Below are 19855 nucleotides of genomic sequence, written 5' to 3' on the forward strand. Positions count from 1 at the left end.
GGTTTCTCAACATGAAAACCAAAATCATTATTGAATCTACTTTGACTAGAGAACTCTGCATGGCCGCGGCAAAGCATATGGTATGGCATAATGCTGTTTTTATATTTTTTTTATGTATAGGAATACTTCTGACACTGACAGTGCCGATATTTATTGCTGCGGGGTATTCTGCCGGCGGCGCATTTACTGCCAATGCTGGGTTTCTTCCCGGGTTGGCACTTACTGCCGTTATTTTATGCGCACCGTGGTATATAGGTAAGAATATGTACCAAAAAGACGGCGGACAGCGTATAAAAATGACTTTTGATGATATGCAGGTCGGTATTGAAGCCGGTGAAAAACGAATACAGCTGCCTTACGGTGAGATAAAGAAATACGCTCACAACGAGAAATATCTGTTTGTTTTTACAAAAGGGCCTGATGCAGTGATGTATGTTTTGCCGAAAGCTAATTTTACAGATGTAAGTTTCCCCGATTTTTTATCTTTTTTAAATGAGAAAATTTAAAAATTTAGCGGATAGGATTTAGACATATGAATGAAAAATTTATAACCCAAACTAATTTTAATAGATCACTCTGCCGTGATTTTGTCAATTATATAAACCTGCACAGACAGCTTTGGCTGTATATTGCAGTGCTTATTCTTATCAGTGTTCTGGAATATGCCAATAATCGTTCGGTAGAGCGCGTAGGCATGTTTATTATCGTAATGGTAACAATGTATTTCATATCGGGCTATATCAGTGCTTTTGTCCTGGCGAAAAGAAACGGTAAATTTTTGAAAATCCGTTTTTATGAACATCATATGTTTGTCGAAACGGAAAATAAACGTGAGAAAGTTACCTATGACACACTTAATAAAATTGTGGAGCGCGATAAGTATTTTTATTTATTTTTCACCAGAAACAGAGGTGCGTTTATCATTGAAAAAGCCGGCTTTGCAAAAGGATCAATGGATGAATTCAATGAATTCATCAAGACGCGGCTGTCAGTGAAAAGCAAATAGGGAGGTTATCTTATGAATATTGTTGACGAAATCATTCGGGCCAATGTAAGCTTTCTGCAGAAAAATCATCCTGTAAAGTTGGATAAAATTCCCAGATGGAAAACAGCAATAGTTACCTGCATGGATACACGTCTTGTTAATTTACTGGAGTCGGCTGCGGGCATTGAGCGCGGCGATGTGAAAATGATAAAAATAGCGGGCAATGTCGTCGGCAGGGGATTAAATGACGTAATAAAAAGTTTGATGGTGTGTGTTTATGAACTGCAGGTGCGGGAAATAATTGTCATTGGTCACTATGAATGCGGCATGGAAAAAACTTCTTCTGAAAGTATGGCAGAACATATGCGTGAGCGGGGCATAAACGAAGATATCATCGCAGATATAAAACCGACACTTAAAAATTGGGCAGATTTGTTCTGCCGTCCTGAGCAGAATGTGATAGATTCCGTAAATAATATAAGGAACTGCAAATATTTGCCTGCTGATATACCGGTGCATGGTTTTATAATACATCCGGCGACTGGTAAGTTGGATCTCATCGCAGGCGGGAGCGAATAGATAAATATATTTTTGTGCCGAAATACCACCCATGAGTCGGGTTCAAAAACTGACTCATGGGTGGCATTTTTATAATACTTTTTACTGACAAACCTTGCAGGGATTCAAAATATTGAGCGGATCAAAAGCTTTTTTGATCCCTTTCATGATCTGTATGGCTTCTTCCGGCATGGATTTTTTCAGGTATTCTTTTTTTGCGTAGCCTATGCCGTGTTCTCCTGAAACGCTTCCTTTAAGGCTGTGGGCTTTCTGGTACATTTTTCCCATTGTCATTTCCAGGGTTTTTTCCCATTGTTCTTCTGTCATATCATCTTTGAGGATGTAGGCGTGCAGGTTGCCATCTCCTGCGTGCCCGAAGCATTTTATTCTTGTGCCTGTTTGTTTTTGCAGCTGGTGGATGTATTCGACGAGGTCGTTGACGCTGCTGCGCGGTACTACTACGTCTACTTCGTCCATGGCCGTGGTGGAGCTTTTTATTGCTTCAAGGAATGCTCCTCTTGCTTTCCAGATGGCTTCGGCTCTTTCGTCGGTGTCGGCTATGAGCAGGTCGGTCGCTCCCTGTTCAAGGCAGATGTGTGCCACAGAGTCATAGTAGGAGGCTATTTCTTCCATCGTGCCTCCGTCGAATTTGAGCAGCAGGTAGGCGTCCGCCTGGTTGTCCGGGAATTTTCTGCCGAGGTATTCTTCGGCGTCTTTTATTACTTCTTTTTCCATGAATTCTATTGCGGTGGGGATGGCTTTGGATTTTATGATGGGGGGGACGGCGCTTATTGCTTGTTCAAGTGTAGGGAAGGGGACGAGCAGGCTGACGTTTTTTTGGGGCAGGGGCAAAAGCCGCAGGATCGCTTTGGTGATGATCGCCAGTGTTCCTTCCGAGCCTACTATAAGGTCTTTTAAGGCATAGCCGGAGCTGTTTTTTACTGTTTTGCCGCCCAGTGTCATTATTGTTCCGTCGGCAAGGACTATTTCAAGGCCGCGGATATAGTCGCGGGTGACGCCGAATTTGACGGCTCGCATTCCTCCGGCATTGGTGCTGATGTTGCCGCCTATAGTTGCTGATTTTTCTCCCGGGTCCGGCGGGTAGAAATAGCCTCTTTTTTCTACGTATTCGGCAAGTTCCATGAGCAGTACTCCCGGTTCTACGGTGAGGGTGAGGTTTTGCTCATCAAGTTCTATGAAGTGGTTCATGAGGGTGGTGTCGAGCAGGATACCCTGCTCGACAGCCACCGCGGCGCCTACAAGTCCTGTGCCGGCACCTCTCGGGGTCACGGGGATGTTGTTTTTATTTGCGTAGGCGAGGATCTTGGATATTTCTTCCGCAGCCGCGGCTTTTATGACCAGTTCCGGATAATGGCGTCCCGCACTCAGTTCGTCATGGCTGTATTCTTCATTGATTTCTTTTTGCCAGAGGATTCTTTCTCTGCCCGTTATTTCGCTCAGGTTCCGGAGGTCTTCTTCGGTTATTTGTTTATAAGGTGTCATAGTGCTTTTCCCCCTGTCTTTATTTTTTGGATCAGCTCGGGGATCACGTCGTAAATATCTGCTTTTACCGCATAGTTTGCCGTCTTGAAGATGGCAGCTTTAGGGTCATTGTTTATGGCAAAGATGGTGTCGGCATGGTTCATGCCCGCCACAAACTGGACTGAACCGGATACTCCGCAGGTAATGATAAGTTTTGGTCTTACTGTGCGTCCGCTGAGTCCTATTTGCTTTTTGGGGTCCATCCAGCCCGCCTCTACCAGCGGTCTTGTGGAGGCTGTCTGTCCTCCCAGCAGGTCGGCCAGTTCTTCGAGCATTTTCAGGTCGTCCTTTTTTTTGATGCCGCGTCCGGCAACGACAATGACATCTGCTCCGTCTATTGTTTTTTCTTTTGGTTTTTTGGTGACGCCGAGCACCTGAATGCGGCTTTTCAGTTTTTCGTCGCTTATGGCAAGCTCATGTACCGTTCCCGTTGCCGTGTCGCTCCATTTGGGAGCGTCCATTATCTTATAGCGCACGGTAGCCATCTGCGGTCTTGTGTTCGGGGTGAGTATCTCGGCCATAATATTGCCGCCGAAGGCCGGACGTATCTGAACAAGATCGGTGTTTTCTTTTATGTCAAGGATGGTGCAGTCCGCCGTAAGACCTGTGCCGAAACGTGCCGCTACGCGCGGAGCCAGCTGTCTTCCCACCGGTGTGGCACCCACGAGAATGGCTGCGGGTTTTATTTTGGTGATGAATTCTTCAAAGACACTGGTATATGCTTCGATTTTAAAGTATTCCAGCTGTGATTTATCACAGATATATACTTTATCCGCTCCGTAGTGCAGAAGCTCTTCGGCCTTATGCTTTATACCGCTTCCTATGAAAAGCGCGTAAACAGGCTGTTTTATTTTTCCTGCCAGTTCTTTTGCTTTTCCCAGCAATTCATATGTTACGGGATGGATCGATCCGTCCACATGGTCCACGTAGACGGCTATGCCCCGCCATTTTGTTTTATCGATCTGCGGTGCCTTTTTATCTTCTACATATTCTATTGCCCCTTTGGGGCCCTTCTTTTCACACAGCCTGCACATGCGGCAGCCTGCATTTATGCTCAGCCGGCCGTCTTTTTCCTGCATAGCGCCGAACGGACAGATCATTGCCAGTGCTTTGGCATCCGTTATCTTTTCCTGATGAATCAATAGTTTTGCCATGGTTTTTCCCTCTATCCCGCTATGAATTTTTTCTGCTTTAAGGTGGTGTATATCTTCTGCGCCAGTTCCCTGCTCGTTCCCTCCAAATGCTCCTGCACCTTATCGCTTATCGGAGGAAAGATCCGCTGCACACTCGTCGGCGAACCCGTCAGACCGTACTTTTCTTCATCCTTATCTTCCATATCACTGAAAGTATATATATCTATATCCTTTTTCATTGTCTGCTGCTTGCGAAGATAAGAAGGAAGCCGCGGCTGGCAGATATCCTTGTTTACTGTCAGCAGACAGGGAAAAGCTGCCTTTATCGTTTCTATATCATGCGGCATATCCATATCCACTATGATACTGCCTTGTTCGGCCTTTTCGATCCTCTGGACATTGCAGACACTCGGTATATCCAGCAGCTCTGCCACTTCCGGTCCTACCTGTGCCGTATCTCCGTCTGTCGTCTGCAGCCCGCACAAAATAACATCAAAACTGCCGAACCTCCTTATACCCTGGGACAGCGTCCGGCTCGTTGCCAGCACATCCGCTCCGCCAAACTTCCTGTCCGTTATGAGCGCCCCGTTATCCGCACCCATCGCAAAAGCCTCGTACAAAACAGCCTTTGCCTGCGGCGGACCCATTGTGATAACGCTTACTGTACCGCCGTACTTCTCCTTGAGTCTCAGCCCCGTCTCCAGCGCGTACAGATCATACGGATTCATCTTGCTGTCCGTCCCGTTCCTTTTCAGCACTCCTGTCTTTTCATCCACTTCCACCTTGTTCGTTCCCGGTACTTGCTTTATGCATACTAGTATTTTCATTTTTCTTCTCTCCATAAATGAATTTTACCTTACTGTAATGCTATTTCTTTATCTATCGCAATTGTAACAAGTTCATAAAAAATTGTAAATAAAGTGAAAAACATAACTAGTGAAGCTTTTTATTATGGATAGAAAGTGTTAATTTTGTAGATATGAAATCTTAAAAATTATATTATTTTGCATAAGTTTAAAAAGTATATTATAATAAATATTTGAATATGAATGCTTATCTTTGCGATTTTTATTTGTAAACTGGTTGCTTGCATTTTCAGGTGATTCTGCCTTGTTATAAAAAGTACAGCTGCTGACAACTCCAGATCGAAAATTTTCATCCGAAAGGCTCAGATAATGGCAAATTACACGACTCGTCCGCTTATTGAAGGTGCGATGCTTACAGCTGTTACCGTTATTATGGCAATAATGGGAACAGCTCTGCCTATGTTTTTCTTTCTCGTTTATATTTTACCTGTTCCCATAGCGATAAATATTTTCAGACATGGTCTGCGTTGGGGAGTTATTTCTATTGTTGCTTCCAGCTTGATAGCAGGCATGGTTTTTGGTATTTATTCTTTTTTGTCTGTGCTGACCGTGACGCTGTTTGTCAGTCCCGCTCTGGGGATGGGTTTCAACCGTTTTTCACCTACGAAGAATCTTATTTTTGCGATGATTGCATCTGTGCTTTCTGTGCTGATAGCGCTTGGGGCTGCGTTTTTTTTGATGAAAGTGGATTTTTTTCAGGATATGCAGACGATACTTAATTCTGCAACAGAGTCATCGATTGAAATGTACAAGTCGATGGGGCTGGCTGATGCCGATATTCAGTCCCGTACCGAACAGATTAGAGCAGTGATGAAGCTTATAGCACTGTCATTGCCTGCCGGAATAGCACTTTCAGCTGTTGGCAGTGCTTTAATAAATTTTCTTTTGACACATCGGCTTTTAAAGCGGCTTGGTGAAAAAAATCTTGAGGGACTGCCGCCGTTTGCAAACTGGCGGATGCCGATAGTGTTCTTATTTTTGTTTGGTTTTTCCCTGATTGGCATGTATTGGGGTAATACTCGCGGCGTTGAAATGCTGTACAATGTGTCCTTTAATATCAACTATTTTGCATCCATGTTCTGCCGTCTGCAGGGACTTTCGCTTTTATATTGCGGCTTGCAGCATTTTAAGCTGCCTGCGCTCCCCAAGATTTTGATAATGGTTTTTGTTGTTTTTACTCCCTTTATGGAAATTCTTATGTATGCAGGGCTGTTCGATATGATTTTTGATTATAGGGCCCGCCTTTCCAAAAGAGGCAGTAATTAGTTAAGGAGTATGAATATGCCGCGCAGATTATCATCATGGATTGACATTTGCATTACACTTGTCATTATTGCCGGACTTCTTTTAACGCTTTTGTGCTACAATATATACTTGGCAGTGGCCGGGCTTTTATTGTTGATATGTCTTTTACTGTTTTTGCGGGAACGTAATCATGACCGGCAAAATGCATTGGCCGATTATTATCATAATGTGATAAAAAATGTGAATGAGTTATCTAATCTGGCGCTTGATCAGCTGCCTCAGGTTATTCTCATTGTGGATCGCGACAGTCGTCTTGAATGGCACAATGATGAGCTGATAAGATGGCTGGGCAGGGAACCTGAGCTGGGAATTGTCATTCATAAATTCTGGCCCAGTCTTAATCTTGATCCTTTTTGGGGGCAGACCGGGGAAACTATATTCAGCAATAATAATAAATTCTACCTGCTGAAGTATAGACCTGTATCCACTAATACTGATCTTAACGGTCTTATGGCACTTTATATTTCTGATGTGACAAAAGTAGAAGAGTTTAAACGTAATACGGCGGCTCATGCTATACTTTTCGGGTATATTCAGATAGATAATTATGACGATGCTATGCAGGGTCTCAGTGAAGCACAGCGTACATCTATTTTGTTTGAGGCAAACAGCATACTCGATAAATGGGCTCATTCACTTAGGGCACTATTGCGTCGTCTTGATGATGATCTTTATATAGTAATTCTTGAGCATCAGTCTCTTGATCTGGCTATAGCGGATAAATTTGATGTGCTTGATCGTATCCGAGCCATGCGCGGTCCTAATAAATTCCCTATAACATTGAGTATCAGCCTAGTACAGACTCGCGAAGGGATGTCGATGGAGGAACTGGGAGCACTTGCACAATCAAATCTTGATTTGGTTCTTGGTCGCGGCGGTGACCAGGTAGCTATAAATATTGACAGTAAGGTCAAATTTTTTGGTGGCAAGACCAAGGCTGTGGAAAAGCATACTCGTGTGAAATCACGTGTTGTTGCCCATGCCATAGGGGAAATAATCGAAAAGGCCGACATCGTTTTTGTTATGGGGCACCACAATGAAGATTTTGACAGTTTGGGTGCTGCCATCGGTGTAGCTGCTATGGCAAAATTCATGGAAAAAGAAGTCCATATTATTCTGAGTGATATGAATGAGGGCATTGATAAATTTGCCGAACTCATCAAGGACAGCCCTGATTATGCAGGTATGTTTATCACCGAAGAGGAAGCCCTTAATTTGACAGCGATAAATCCGGCCCTTTTTGTTGTCGACACACATATTCCTCATCTTGTAGCCGGACAATCATTGCTGCAAAATACCAAGGATGTAGTTGTTATTGATCATCATCGCCGTTCTGAGAATGTAATTCAGAATTCTCTTTTGATCTATATAGAACCTTCGTCATCATCTACAAGTGAGCTTGTTACAGAGCTGCTTATGTATTTCAGCGAAGATCCCTTGATCTCACGTATCGATGCAACGGCATTATATGCTGGAATTATTGTTGACACGAAAAATTTTCAGGTTCAGACAGGTGTGCGTACTTTTGATGCAGTCGCTTATTTGCGGCGTAATGGCGCTGATCCTCAACTTGTCAGCCAGTTATTCCGTACGGATTATGCGACAAATCTCGTCAGAGCCAAGGCTATATCAAATTCCAAATTTTTTGAAGGCGGATTGGTTGTTTCGATTTGCCCTGATGATGCTCCAAATATTCAGATAGTCTCGGCACAAATAGCCGATTTTCTGCTCAGTATTGATCAAGCACGGATGAGCCTGGTATTTTTTCATTTGCTGCCAAACTCGATAGGCATATGCGCTCGTTCACTCGGTGAACTTAATGTTCAGATCCTTATGGAAGCTTTCGGCGGTGGCGGACATCTTAATGTTGCAGGTGCTCAGGTAAAAAATGGCAATCTGCAGGAAATAGAAGACAGGGCCGTTGAGTTAGCAAAAAAAATTATAAAAGAGGTTGATAATAATGAAAGTAATCCTCGTACAGGATCAGAAAAAGGTAGGGAAAAAAGGTGATATTATTGAAGTATCAGAAGGATATGCGAGAAATTTCCTTTTCCCTAAAAATATAGCTATTGAAGCAACGAGCAATAATATAAACGTAGCTAAAGCAAAAAAGGGCTCTGCTGAAAGAAAACAGCAGCAGGCTACTGATGAAGCACGGCTGATGGCTGCACAGCTTGAAAAAGTAGAAGTCAGTATTTTGGTTCGCATCGGTGACGGCGGTAAATTATTCGGTTCGGTGACAGGCAAGGATGTTGCAGATGCGCTGAAAAAAGATTTTAATATCGATATAGATAAGAGAAAGATCGATATAAGAGGCGAAGTAAAAGGTATTGGTGATTATGATGCCGTGATAAAGGTTCACCCTGCTATAACGGCAAAGATAAGGGTTCACATTCTCAGCGAATAATTCTGGCATATTTTCTGACATAATGACCCGCTCTGGAGCCCGCGCTTGTAAAAGCACTAAGTTCCGAGCGGGTTACTCATCATATAAATTCTCAATCGATGAGAATAAATCGTGCACATTTTTCTGCAACTATACTTTTGTAAAGGAACTATTATGTCATTCAAAAACTTTCTGCAAAAATATTTGCCCAAAAAAAATAATATACAGGCATCTCATGAAAATAAGCTGCCTTTGCCGCTAAATCATACAGATTCACAAAACCCTATCGCTAAGGATGTGGATGCGGTTTACAATATTCTGGTCGATGTTATCGGTTCGGAAAAACTGGTTTTAAAAGCGGGAAAGCTCGATGCTATTAATCTGCTCCGTTCGGCTGAATATCCGGAAAGAGTTCTTGCTCTTCAAAAAATAATCTATGAAGATCCTACTATTGATGAAATGCCTGCCGATAAGGATATTCCGGCTGTTTTGGCTGCAATGACTGAGAAAATTGCCGACATAGTGGCCAGACGCAATATGGAAGAAAAAATTGAAAAACGCATAGCAGAGAAGATGGAAGAAAATCATCAGGATTATGTTGAAGATATTCGCATGCAGGTATTGCGGGATGAACAGCCTGAAGAAGATTCACCGCAGGCAAAATCAAAGCTGCAAGAGCTGGAAGATTTGGAAAAAATAAATCTTACGCAGTCTGTTATGGAACTTTTGCGACCGCAGACGCTTGAAGAAATAGTTGGGCAGGAACGGGCTGTTCATGCTTTAAAAGCTAAACTCACGTCTCCATATCCGCAGCATCTTATTTTATACGGACCGCCCGGTGTTGGCAAAACCACAGCTGCCAGGCTTGTCCTTGATGCTGCCTGCAGGGAAAAGTATACTCCGTTTGGCGAAAATGCACCTTTTGTTGAAACAGACGGAACAACGCTGCGCTGGGATCCGCGTGATATGACGAATCCGCTCCTCGGTTCTGTCCATGATCCCATTTATCAGGGGGCGCGTAAAGATCTTGCTGATGGCGGTATTCCTGAACCGAAGCCGGGACTGGTTACGGATGCACACGGAGGGATTTTGTTCATAGATGAAATCGGCGAGATGGATGAAATGCTGCAAAATAAATTATTAAAGGTTTTGGAAGATAAAAGAGCTTATTTTGAGTCGGCCTATTATGATCCCAGTGATCCTGCTGTGCCAAAATATGTACGCCGTCTTTTTGAAAAGGGAGCTCCTGCTGATTTCGTTTTGATCGGAGCTACAACACGCGATGCTGCTTATATTAATCCGGCTCTTCGTTCGCGCTGTGCCGAAATATATTTTGAACCGCTTACGCCCAGGCATATAGAAAAAATCGTGCAGAATGCAGCTGATAAGCTCAAAGTAAGCCTTGCTGACGGTGTGGCGAAAACTATCAGCGAATATACTATTGAAGGACGCAAGGCGATCAATATACTTGCTGATGCATATAGTCTTTCTCTGCAAAATAAAGATTCTTCGATAGAAAATGCTGCTATTACTTTGCAGGATATTTATCATGTCGCGCAGGTAAGCCGCTTGTCTCCGTTTATAACAAAAAAAGCATCCGATGTTCCTCAGACAGGAAGGATTTTTGGGCTTGGAGTAGCAGGCTTTATCGGTTCGGTAATCGAAATCGAAGCAGTCGCTTTTCCGACCACCCGCAAAGGCCGTGGGACGGTGAGGTTCAACGATACGGCTGGCAGTATGGCTAAGGATTCTGTTTTTAATGCAGCGGCCGTCGTACGTAAATTAACGGGGAAGGATATTCATGATTATGATATCCATATAAATATCATCGGTGGCGGTAATATAGACGGTCCGTCTGCCGGTGCGGCAATTTTAACGGTGCTGCTTTCTGTGATTGATCAACGAAAGATCAGGCAGGATACTGCCATTACAGGTGAAATATCAATTCAAGGAAAAGTGAGACCTGTCGGCGGCGTTTTTGAAAAAGCTTATGGTGCACGGCAGGCCGGAATAACAAGACTTGTTATCCCAAAAGAAAATGAAAAAGATATCCCGCCTGATTTACTGGGATTAAAAATTTTTACAGTAGAAGACGCTCAGGAGGCATTGGAGCTCCTTTTTACGAATGATTCTGTATAAAATTATTTTTATTATAAATAATGTAATATCAGTCTGCCTATTTCATCTATTGCGTGCGCACAGCATGTAATTATTTTTTAGAGAGGAGCTGCAAACTTTGATTGACAGAGTTCCCCCGCAGAATATTGAAGCAGAACAGTCGGTACTCGGTGCAATGATAATATCCCGCGATGCAATTGCCGAAGCTGAACAAATTCTTATTGCTGCGGATTTTTACAGGGAGGCGCACCGCATCACCTTTGCTGTAATGACAGATATTTTTAACCGTAATGATCCTGTCGATCTTATAACAGTAACGGAGCAGCTTCGAAAAACAAACCAGCTGGAAAAGGTTGGCGGCATTACTTTTTTAACGGCATTGGCCAATAGTATGCCCACTGCTGCCAATATAATCTATCATGCCAAAATAGTAAAGGAAAAAGCACAACTGCGCTCTCTTATAAATACAGCTACAACTATAGCGGCTATGGGGTATGAGGACAATGAAGATGTTGATGCCGTATTGGATAAATCAGAAAAACTGATTCTGGATGTTGCTGCCAATCGAACTGTCGGTGATTTTATGCCGATAAAAACTATTCTTTTGGATACCTTCAGTAAAATTGAACAAATGCATGAAGCAAAGGGAGGTATAACCGGTCTTTCTACGGGGTTTAAGGATCTTGATAAACTGACATCAGGTTTTCAACCTTCTGATTTGATTTTGATTGCTGCCAGACCAAGTATGGGGAAAACAGCGTTTACGCTTAATATTGCCACACATGCTGCTGTGAGGAAAAAGGAAGCTGTTGCTTTTTTTTCTCTGGAAATGTCAAAAGAACAACTGGTACAGCGTATGCTGTGCTCTGAAGGAGCTATTGATTCACAGCGTATGCGCACAGGCGGTCTTGTTGATGATGACTGGCAGCGTCTTATCAGTGCAGCTGACAGGCTTTCCTCATCTCCCATCTTTATTGACGATACACCAGGCATAACTATAATGGAACTGCGTTCAAAAGCCCGCCGCTTAAAACTTGAGAAGGGGCTTTCTCTTATAATTATCGATTATCTTCAGTTAATGCAGGGCAGAATTGGCGGCAAAGGGGATAATCGCCAGCAGGAAATTTCGGAAATATCACGCTCTCTAAAAGCTTTGGCACGTGAGCTTAATGTTCCTGTAGTGGCATTGTCGCAGCTTAGCCGCAGTGTTGAAGCCCGTCAAATAAAAAAACCTATGCTCAGTGATTTACGTGAATCAGGTTCTCTTGAGCAGGATGCCGATATAGTAATGTTTATATATCGCGAAGATTACTATGATCCCGACACAGAGAATAAAAATATAACAGATATTATTATTGCAAAACATCGTAATGGACCTGTTGATACTGTACAGCTTTACTTCCAAAAAGAATTTACCCGTTTTGGCAATCTGTCGCGTGAACAACTGTCGCCGCCGCAATAAAATACGGCGGATAACCCTTTTCATTGAACTTTCACTGAAAAAATTGGGTTTTATCCGCCGCCATAATAATTATATATATCACATAAAAAATTTTCATCTGAAATAAAAACTATATTTGTTGACAAAGTAGCCTTATGTATTTAGAATAGATACTTGCAAGAACTTATTATCTTACTTATCCCCTTAGCTTTTATGGCTAAGGGTTTTTTTATTTCGTCAGGCTATTGTGACATCAATGTGATTTTTTTCCAACAATTTTTTTATATCATCACTGGTCTTATTGTCAGTTATAATTTTACTTATTTCAGAAAATCTGAATTGCAAAACCACGCCCTGTTTTTGGAATTTACTGGAATCCGTCAGAATTATAACATGCCGTGCTGATTCAGACATATTGTGTACAGCTTCCATACGCATCATTTCCCCGCTGGTAAAACCAACCTTGGGGATAAAACCATCTATACCGATAAAAAGCTTATCCACAAAAAATTCACTGGCAAATTTTTTCAGCAAAGGACCGACCATCGCCTGTGTCTCTTTTTGATATTCGCCGCCGAGCAATATGATCCGCACATTTCCTTTATCTTTTATATAAGATGCTATAAATGCAGAATTTGTTATAATAGTGACGTCTTTTTTTGTTTTTGCTACTTGTTCTGCTAAAAGCGTACAGCTTGATCCCGACTCAACCATTATTGTTTCGCCATCTGCAACCATTTCGGCAGCAGCAATAGCTATCTTCATCTTACTTTCATACCGTACGGCCAATTTATTGTTGACATCATCAACATTGCGGCATAAAGCGTAACCGTGTTCTCTGGCTAAAAGACCTCTTTCTGCCAGAATATCCAAGTCCTTGCGAATAGTGACCTGGGATACATCAAGCATTTCTGCCAGGCGGTTAACTTCAATTTTTTTATATTCATTTACGACATCAAGAATTTGAGCGTGTCTATCATTCATATAACTACCCCCTTTTACAAGTATAACACACGCTGCTTTCGTATGCAAAAACATTATTTGTATATAAGTTTAAATTTACTATTCAAAGTCTTTATTATTCATATGAAATAAAAAGCCCGCTTATTTAAAAGCGAGCTTTTTACTTTGGGGGGATAATATATATTTATATTAGAAAAAAGAGTGGGCAAATAAAAGGGAAAGTAAAAAATATTAAAATACTGCAGTCGGTTCGGCATATAAAGAAGCTTTTTCCATAGCAGCAGCAATCACTGAGTGGGGATCAGATGCTATGGCAGTGGTGAGTGTTCGGAAAACAGGGATATCCGCAAAACGTTCGGCATCGGCTATAGGCATATCTCCGGTCAGGATTGCTACTGTACTGGCCGATACATCTTCCTTCGAAAGACGGCCGTATGTCAGCGGATATTCCTGTATTTCCACTTTTATCTCGATGTTTTTTGTTTCAGCAGCCTTTTCCAGAGAATTAACGGCTCTATACAGCTCCAGTTCGTTTTGAGAATTTGCCATAACTGCAACAATGCTATACATTATCGAATACCTCCTCGTTACTTTCATACGTAATAATTCATATCTTCAGTTGATTACAATACAAATATATAATAAAACATTATATTTGTCAATAAGAATTTAAATTTTTACATTGAAAAATATTATATCTAAATATCTTTTACTAAATGTCTTTCTAAGTTGATATGAAGAGATAAGGCTGATTCTTATCAATATGGAGTTTAAAAAATACAGTTTTTATCTTAGTTTAAAATATTTCACAGTATATTTTTTCCAATGAGAATAAATATGGTACAATTAACAAAGGAAAAAGCTGTTATATAAAGTGCTGAAATGCAAAAAAATCTTGGGGGGCAATAATTATTCTTACTGGAACAATAGTAAACACAGCCGCGATAATCGGCGGCGGTCTTATAGGACTGACTATAAGGAAAGGGCTTACTGGGAACATGCAGGAAACCTTGATGAAGGCACTTGGCATAGCCACTTTGTTTATTGGCCTCAGCGGAGCCATGTGCAAGTTATTGATCATTGATGACGGCCGGCTCCAAACTGCAGGACTCATGCTTTTGGTTTTTTCTCTTATAATCGGGACTATTGGCGGTGAATTGATAAATATTGAGCATGCTTTGGTATCTGCCGGCGAAAAAGTAAGAGTGCTTTTGAATGTGAAGCAAAGTAAAAATTTTACGGAAACCTTTGTAACTGTTACAATTGTCGTGTGTGTTGGTGCGATGGCGATAATAGGTTCATTTGAAGACGGGATACATAATGATTCGACGATTCTTTTTACCAAGTCTATTTTGGATGGTGTGATAGTCATGATTTTTGCTTCGACAATGGGGATCGGTGCCATATTTTCCGCTGCACCGCTCTTTATTTATCAGGCGGGACTTTCTCTTGCTGCGGCAGCAATAGCACCTTATTTGGATGACAACATGGTGGATGGATTATCAGCTGTCGGCTCGGTACTTATATTTGTTGTGGGAATTAATCTTATATTTGGTAAAAATATGCATATACGTGTGGGCAATATGCTTCCGGCAGTTGTGGTACCGATAATTTATTATGCGCTGTTTTGATTGTTTTGTTATGATGCGGCGCTGTTAATGCACATCTTTCCCGGAATTTATATAGTATAGAGGAGAAAAAATGAACAGACAAGAAAAAGCAGCCAGTCTTCATCATAAAGGCTATAATTGTGCTCAGGCCGTTGCCTGCAGTTTTTGTGATAGGATACAGATAGATGAAAAAACCATGTTTATGCTCATGGAAGGTTATGGATTTGGTATGGGTGATACATATGGTACCTGTGGGGCCATTTCCGGGGCAGTGGCGGTATTCAGCCTTTTGAGCAGTAAGGGAAATTTGGACGGGCCATATTCCAAAGCAGATACCTACAAGGCTGTAAAGGCACTGACAGCAGATTTTCGCGTTAAAAATGGAGCAACTATCTGTCGCGATTTAAAAGGTATGGATACAAAAATTATGCTGCGGTCATGTGATGGCTGTATAGAAGATACCGTGACAATTCTGGAAAAAATGTTAGATAATAAGTCTGTTGGATGATACTTATTTTTGTTGATATTGTTTTTTGAAAAAATCGCGGACCACTATTGCTGAAATATCAATGTTTTATATAAATCAAAAAGAGTGCAGCTGCTTTTTCGCAGCTGCACTCTTTTTGATTTATATTATTTATAATATGCGACGCCTGATTCAAATATAAGCTGATTTTTTTCTCCGGGTACGTTTATAGCCAAGTCATCCGTGGTTCTTTCAGAATGCCCCATTTTCCCCAAAATGCGGCCGTCAGGACTGGTAATACCTTCAACGGCATCAATAGATCCATTGGGGTTATACACTATTTCTGTCGATGTGTTTCCTTCATAATCTATATATTGGGTAGCTATCTGGCCTTTTTTGCGAAGTTGTCCTATCACCTGCTTAGAGGCGAAAAATTTGCCTTCGCCATGAGAAACCGCCATTGTATGTATAGCACCCAAGGTTGTTTTAACGAACCATGGAGATAAATCGGAAACGACTTTTGTCTGTACCATTCTGGATACATGGCGGCCTATCTGGTTATAGGTAAGTGTTGGTGTATCAATATCAAGTTCGCGGATTTCCCCGTATGGCAGAAGGCCAAGCTTTATAAGTGCCTGAAAACCGTTGCAGATGCCGAGCATCAGCCCGTCCCTCTGATAAAGCAATTTGTTTATCGCGTCGGCAATGCGCGGATTTCTAAATGCGGCAGCTATAAATTTGCCGCTGCCGTCAGGTTCGTCTCCACCGGAAAAGCCACCGGGCAGAAATACTATCTGCGATGTTTGTATAGCTTTTTCTATTGCCAAAACTGATTCTTCAACAGCCGAGGGAGTCAGGTTGCGAACTACAAAAGTCTGAACCTCAGCACCAGCACGCCTAAATGCTGCCTCCGATTCATATTCACAGTTGGTCCCCGGAAAAACAGGGATAAAAACTTTTGGTCTGGCAACAGGTACAGAACGGTGTATTATATTTTTTGCCTTATAGATAAGGCTGACTGTTTTGGAGAAATTCCGATTGCTGGATAAGGAGACATTGGCACTTGTGCTGGCAAATATTTTTTCTGCTTCAAAACCGATTGATGTATCAAATTTTGCAAGCTTACTTTCATCACGTTTCAGGAGAGTTTTTATTTGTGTAGGGAAGATGCTTTCCAATGGCGCATCATAAGACTTAGCTATATTGTCAAGTGAAATAACTACATCGCCATATATTATACGCGGCATGCTGTTGGTTTCTCCCAACAGACAGAAATTAGCGCCGCGAAGATCGGAAAGATCGATATTCTGAGATACTTCAATGATCAAAGAACCATAAGAGCTGCCAAATATTTTAGGAACATCATAAGCTATATCACTGCTGAATTTGAAACCAATATTTTCACCCAGGCACATTTTGCTGACGGTTGCGGCTATACCGCCTTTTCCGACACTCATAGCTGAAAATATCTTACGTTTTTCCGATAGAGAGCGGACCACTGCAAAATTCTTTTTCAAACCTTCAAACATGGGAAGATCATTTTTATCTCGTTCTGCTGAGAGCATATATACTTTATTGCCGGCTAATTTAAATTCAGATGATACTATGTTTTTAGTGAGTACAGGGCTAACCGCAAAAGCAATCAATGACGGAGGTACAGTCAGATCCATGAATGTGCCGGACATAGAATCCTTACCGCCTATTGCCGCAGTACCGAATTCATGCTGTGCCCGCAATGCTCCTAAAAGTGCGGCAAATGGTTTGCCCCATTTGACAGGATCTTTGCCAAGGCTTTCAAAATACTCCTGTAACGTAAGCCGGGCACGTGTATAATCGCCGCCCATAGCTGTGATTTTTGCCAACGCGGCTACTACAGCATAAATAGCTCCGTGGTAAGGACTCCATTCCATTAAATGCGGATCAAAACCAAAGGCCATCAATGTACCGGTATCTGTATTTCCTCCTATTACGGGCAACTTGGCTGCCATCCCCTCAGCAGGAGTTCTTTGTGTGTATCCACCGTAAGGCATCAGAATACTGCCGGAACCTACAGTAGAATCAAATTGTTCTACAAGGCCTCTTTGATTGCAGACATTGAGATCCTGCAGATTGTCCAGCCATAATTTTTCAACAGCGTCTTTGCCGCAATTAAGTTTTGGCAGCCGTGAAAAGTATGTGTTATTTTTGTCCGGAGCAGCTACTTTTACCGTCACATGCTGCTGAATACCGTTTGTCTGCAGAAAAGCGCGGCTTATGTCGACGATAGTTTTGTCTTTCCAGATCATACGCAGTCTGTTGTCATCGGTCACTACAGCAACAATAGCAGCTTCAAGATTTTCTTCATCAGCATAATGAATAAATTTTTGAGCGTCATTTTCATCAACCACTACAGCCATTCTTTCTTGAGATTCGGAAATGGCCAATTCTGTTCCGTCAAGCCCCGCATATTTTTTCTTTACCTTGTCCAGATCAATGTACAGTCCGTCTGCCAGTTCACCTATGGCTACTGCCACTCCACCGGCGCCAAAATCATTACAGCGTTTTATCAGGCGTGTGACCTCTTCCTTGCGAAATAACCTTTGCAGCTTGCGCTCAGTCGGAGCATTGCCTTTTTGTACTTCTGCGCCGCAGGTTTCGAGCGACTCTACGGTATGCTCCTTGGAAGATCCTGTGGCGCCGCCGATGCCGTCACGTCCGGTGCGTCCGCCAACTAAAATTATCAGATTCCCCGTCTGCGGCTGTTGTCTTACCACATTTTTCTGCGGTGCTGCTCCTATAACAGCACCAACTTCCAGACGTTTTGCCATGAATCCTTCATGGTATATTTCACGCACCTGTCCGGTGGCAAGTCCAATCTGATTGCCATATGAGCTGTATCCGGATGCTGCGTCACGTGTGATTTTTCGCTGGGGCAGCTTGCCTTTTATTGTATTTTCAAGATTGCGGCGGGGATCAGCTGCACCGGTGACACGCATAGCCTGATAAACGTAAGATCTCCCTGAAAGAGGATCTCTTATTGCGCCGCCAAGACAGGTCGCAGCCCCGCCAAACGGTTCTATCTCCGTGGGATGATTATGTGTTTCATTCTTGAACATAACAAGCCAGTTTTCTTTTTTTCCGTTGATCATGGCAGGTACAACGATGCTGCAGGCATTTATTTCTTCCGATATATCCAAATCATCCAATTTGCCGAGTTTTTTCAGCTTCTTCATACCGATGACGGCAAGGTCCATCAGCGTCATTGACCGTTCCTTTGTATAAATATCAGCTCTGTCATTTTTATATAGGGCGTAAGATGTCTTTATATCAGCCGTATAGCTGCTGTTTTCTATTTCTACACTGTCTATGGCAGTGGTGAATGTGGTGTGTCTGCAATGGTCAGACCAATATGTGTCAATTACGCGTATTTCAGTTATGGTAGGATTGCGTCTTTCCTTTTCGCGGAAATAATTGCGGCAAAATAAAAAATCCTCATAACTCATAGCCAATCCTAATTTGTCATGAAGTGTATTTATTTCACTGTCTGCCATTGTAAGGAATTCTTCAATGACTGCGACATCAGCAGGCTCCTGCATCTGCAATGCAAGTGTCAGTGGTTTTTCCATAGAAGCTTCACGGCATTCTACTTCATTTATGCAATAATTTTTTATTTCAGCAAGAGACTCATCATCAATGTCGCCGATGAGCACTATTATTTTTGCAGTCCGTACAAGCGGGCGTTCTTTTTGGGTTATGAGCTGGACACATTGTGCTGCTGAATCGGCTGTTTGATCAAACTGTCCGGGCAGAAATTCCACCGCAAAAATACGGGCTTTTTTCATCTGAGGCAATTCTTCATCAAAAATGACATCCACAGGCGCTTCCGCGAAAACCACGTTCTTCGCCCGGGCAAATTCGTCATCGGTTATATTTTCTATATCATAGCGACGAAAAATACGGACAACTCTTAAATCCGGCACGGTGAACATGCTTCTTAGATCGGCACAAAGCTTTTGTGCCGGAGTATCAAAAAATCCAGGACGTTTTTCCACATAAATTCTCTTAACTGACATTATCCAGCCTCCATAATGAAATAAATACATACGGGAAATGCATGTATAATCTTACATATTAACATTTTACATTAGAAATATGGTGTTGTCTATTGCCTGATATAATATTTAGCTGCAATGAAAAATGTTCATTTCGGCAGTAATATAAATTTTCCTTGCAAAAATATATTTGTATGTGTTATTATAAAGTTCAAATAGAAGCTGAGCAATGAACAAGACAGTATGTTGTGTTGCTTTTTCAGAGAAACGGCGGGTGGTGTGAGCCGCAAAAGCAATTCAGCAGAAAGCTACTTGTGAGCTGTCAATGAAAATTGACCGTTTTGTCTGCGATATCGGACATGAAGTGAGCATATGCTAACTAAGGTGGTACCACGGGAACAATGTCCTCGTCCTTTTCGGACGGGGCTTTTTTTTATCTATTTTTAAGAAG

At 42.1% G+C, this 19855-nt stretch carries 16 protein-coding genes and 1 other annotated feature; of the genes, 10 read left to right on the forward strand and 6 right to left on the reverse strand.

Annotation, left to right across the window (positions count from 1 at the left end; translation table 11 throughout):
• Positions 1 to 11: 11 nt before the first annotated feature.
• From I6758_RS06750 to I6758_RS06760, 3 genes are read left to right on the forward strand one after another with little or no spacing between them, the layout of a single operon-like run.
• On the forward strand, positions 12 to 506 hold the full coding sequence (locus I6758_RS06750) for a YcxB family protein (RefSeq protein ID WP_196604416.1): 495 nt from the start codon (positions 12 to 14) through the stop codon (positions 504 to 506).
• Between the two features lie 26 nt (positions 507 to 532).
• Complete coding sequence (locus I6758_RS06755; protein WP_196604417.1) at positions 533 to 1006, forward strand: YcxB family protein; 474 nt, start codon at positions 533 to 535, stop codon at positions 1004 to 1006.
• Positions 1007 to 1018: 12 nt separating this feature from the next.
• Complete coding sequence (locus tag I6758_RS06760) at positions 1019 to 1564, forward strand: beta-class carbonic anhydrase (protein WP_196604418.1); 546 nt, start codon at positions 1019 to 1021, stop codon at positions 1562 to 1564.
• 81 nt (positions 1565 to 1645) lie between these two features.
• Here I6758_RS06760 and I6758_RS06765 read toward each other — a convergent pair whose 3' ends face one another.
• Genes I6758_RS06765 through I6758_RS06775 form a run of 3 tightly spaced genes read right to left on the reverse strand, consistent with a single transcriptional unit; the run spans position 1646 to position 5045 of the window.
• The gene (locus I6758_RS06765) at positions 1646 to 3046 is read right to left on the reverse strand and encodes an FAD-binding oxidoreductase (RefSeq protein ID WP_196604419.1); all 1401 of its coding nucleotides are present in this window, start codon (positions 3044 to 3046) and stop codon (positions 1646 to 1648) included.
• Entirely contained in the window at positions 3043 to 4239 is a 1197-nt protein-coding gene (locus I6758_RS06770) for an electron transfer flavoprotein subunit alpha (RefSeq protein WP_196604420.1), read from the reverse strand. The genes I6758_RS06765 and I6758_RS06770 overlap by 4 nt, the downstream gene beginning before the upstream one ends.
• Before the next feature lie 11 nt (positions 4240 to 4250).
• Positions 4251 to 5045 carry an electron transfer flavoprotein subunit beta/FixA family protein gene (locus I6758_RS06775; RefSeq protein ID WP_196604421.1) on the reverse strand — a complete coding sequence of 265 codons (795 nt, stop codon included), beginning with the start codon at positions 5043 to 5045 and terminating at the stop codon, positions 4251 to 4253.
• A 348-nt stretch (positions 5046 to 5393) separates the two neighbouring features.
• Between I6758_RS06775 and I6758_RS06780 the strand changes: the two genes are divergently transcribed.
• The 5 genes from I6758_RS06780 (at position 5394) to dnaB (ending at position 12355) form a co-directional block, all read left to right on the forward strand.
• Complete coding sequence (locus I6758_RS06780; RefSeq protein WP_196604422.1) at positions 5394 to 6350, forward strand: YybS family protein; 957 nt, start codon at positions 5394 to 5396, stop codon at positions 6348 to 6350.
• 15 nt (positions 6351 to 6365) lie between these two features.
• Complete coding sequence (locus I6758_RS06785; protein WP_196604423.1) at positions 6366 to 8399, forward strand: DHH family phosphoesterase; 2034 nt, start codon at positions 6366 to 6368, stop codon at positions 8397 to 8399.
• Positions 8350 to 8796, forward strand: coding sequence for a 50S ribosomal protein L9 (rplI, locus tag I6758_RS06790; RefSeq protein WP_196604424.1), 447 nt, complete (start codon positions 8350 to 8352; stop codon positions 8794 to 8796). The genes I6758_RS06785 and rplI overlap by 50 nt, the downstream gene beginning before the upstream one ends.
• Positions 8797 to 8949: 153 nt before the next feature.
• A complete protein-coding gene (lonC, locus tag I6758_RS06795) occupies positions 8950 to 10914 on the forward strand; it encodes a Lon family ATP-dependent protease (protein WP_196604425.1) in 1965 nt (654 codons plus the stop codon).
• 97 nt (positions 10915 to 11011) lie between these two features.
• Positions 11012 to 12355 (forward strand): replicative DNA helicase, encoded by a 1344-nt coding sequence (gene dnaB / locus I6758_RS06800; RefSeq protein ID WP_196604426.1) that lies wholly within the window; start codon positions 11012 to 11014, stop codon positions 12353 to 12355.
• A 216-nt stretch (positions 12356 to 12571) separates the two neighbouring features.
• Here the strand turns inward: dnaB and I6758_RS06805 are convergent, their stop codons facing one another.
• Both I6758_RS06805 and I6758_RS06810 read right to left on the reverse strand, forming a co-directional pair.
• Positions 12572 to 13318, reverse strand: a complete 747-nt coding sequence (locus I6758_RS06805) for a DeoR/GlpR family DNA-binding transcription regulator (RefSeq protein ID WP_196604427.1) — start codon at positions 13316 to 13318, stop codon at positions 12572 to 12574.
• Positions 13319 to 13528: 210 nt separating this feature from the next.
• A complete protein-coding gene (locus tag I6758_RS06810; protein WP_196604428.1) occupies positions 13529 to 13867 on the reverse strand; it encodes a PTS sugar transporter subunit IIB in 339 nt (112 codons plus the stop codon).
• Positions 13868 to 14223: 356 nt separating this feature from the next.
• Between I6758_RS06810 and I6758_RS06815 the strand changes: the two genes are divergently transcribed.
• Complete coding sequence (locus I6758_RS06815) at positions 14224 to 14928, forward strand: DUF554 domain-containing protein (RefSeq protein ID WP_330998027.1); 705 nt, start codon at positions 14224 to 14226, stop codon at positions 14926 to 14928.
• A 70-nt stretch (positions 14929 to 14998) separates the two neighbouring features.
• Positions 14999 to 15415, forward strand: a complete 417-nt coding sequence (locus tag I6758_RS06820; protein ID WP_196604429.1) for a C-GCAxxG-C-C family protein — start codon at positions 14999 to 15001, stop codon at positions 15413 to 15415.
• A 125-nt stretch (positions 15416 to 15540) separates the two neighbouring features.
• Here I6758_RS06820 and I6758_RS06825 read toward each other — a convergent pair whose 3' ends face one another.
• Positions 15541 to 19425: a phosphoribosylformylglycinamidine synthase gene (locus tag I6758_RS06825; protein WP_196604430.1), complete on the reverse strand. Its 3885-nt coding sequence runs from the start codon at positions 19423 to 19425 to the stop codon at positions 15541 to 15543.
• A gap of 199 nt (positions 19426 to 19624) precedes the next feature.
• Positions 19625 to 19822, forward strand: a binding site (T-box leader).
• Positions 19823 to 19855: the final 33 nt, after the last annotated feature.

The organism is Pectinatus haikarae, assembly GCF_015732185.1.
GTDB lineage: Bacteria > Bacillota > Negativicutes > Selenomonadales > Selenomonadaceae > Pectinatus > Pectinatus haikarae.

What these genes read in the sequence shown, in the direction of transcription:
- I6758_RS06750 (WP_196604416.1), top strand. Translation starts at nt 12, where the DNA reads ATGAAAACCAAAATCATTATTGAATCTACTTTGACTAGAGAACTCTGC.
- I6758_RS06755 (WP_196604417.1), top strand. Translation starts at nt 533, where the DNA reads ATGAATGAAAAATTTATAACCCAAACTAATTTTAATAGATCACTCTGC.
- I6758_RS06760 (WP_196604418.1), top strand. Translation starts at nt 1,019, where the DNA reads ATGAATATTGTTGACGAAATCATTCGGGCCAATGTAAGCTTTCTGCAG.
- I6758_RS06765 (WP_196604419.1), bottom strand. Translation starts at nt 3,046, where the DNA reads ATGACACCTTATAAACAAATAACCGAAGAAGACCTCCGGAACCTGAGC.
- I6758_RS06770 (WP_196604420.1), bottom strand. Translation starts at nt 4,239, where the DNA reads ATGGCAAAACTATTGATTCATCAGGAAAAGATAACGGATGCCAAAGCA.
- I6758_RS06775 (WP_196604421.1), bottom strand. Translation starts at nt 5,045, where the DNA reads ATGAAAATACTAGTATGCATAAAGCAAGTACCGGGAACGAACAAGGTG.
- I6758_RS06780 (WP_196604422.1), top strand. Translation starts at nt 5,394, where the DNA reads ATGGCAAATTACACGACTCGTCCGCTTATTGAAGGTGCGATGCTTACA.
- I6758_RS06785 (WP_196604423.1), top strand. Translation starts at nt 6,366, where the DNA reads ATGCCGCGCAGATTATCATCATGGATTGACATTTGCATTACACTTGTC.
- rplI (WP_196604424.1), top strand. Translation starts at nt 8,350, where the DNA reads ATGAAAGTAATCCTCGTACAGGATCAGAAAAAGGTAGGGAAAAAAGGT.
- lonC (WP_196604425.1), top strand. Translation starts at nt 8,950, where the DNA reads ATGTCATTCAAAAACTTTCTGCAAAAATATTTGCCCAAAAAAAATAAT.
- I6758_RS06805 (WP_196604427.1), bottom strand. Translation starts at nt 13,318, where the DNA reads ATGAATGATAGACACGCTCAAATTCTTGATGTCGTAAATGAATATAAA.
- I6758_RS06810 (WP_196604428.1), bottom strand. Translation starts at nt 13,867, where the DNA reads ATGTATAGCATTGTTGCAGTTATGGCAAATTCTCAAAACGAACTGGAG.
- I6758_RS06820 (WP_196604429.1), top strand. Translation starts at nt 14,999, where the DNA reads ATGAACAGACAAGAAAAAGCAGCCAGTCTTCATCATAAAGGCTATAAT.
- I6758_RS06825 (WP_196604430.1), bottom strand. Translation starts at nt 19,425, where the DNA reads ATGTCAGTTAAGAGAATTTATGTGGAAAAACGTCCTGGATTTTTTGAT.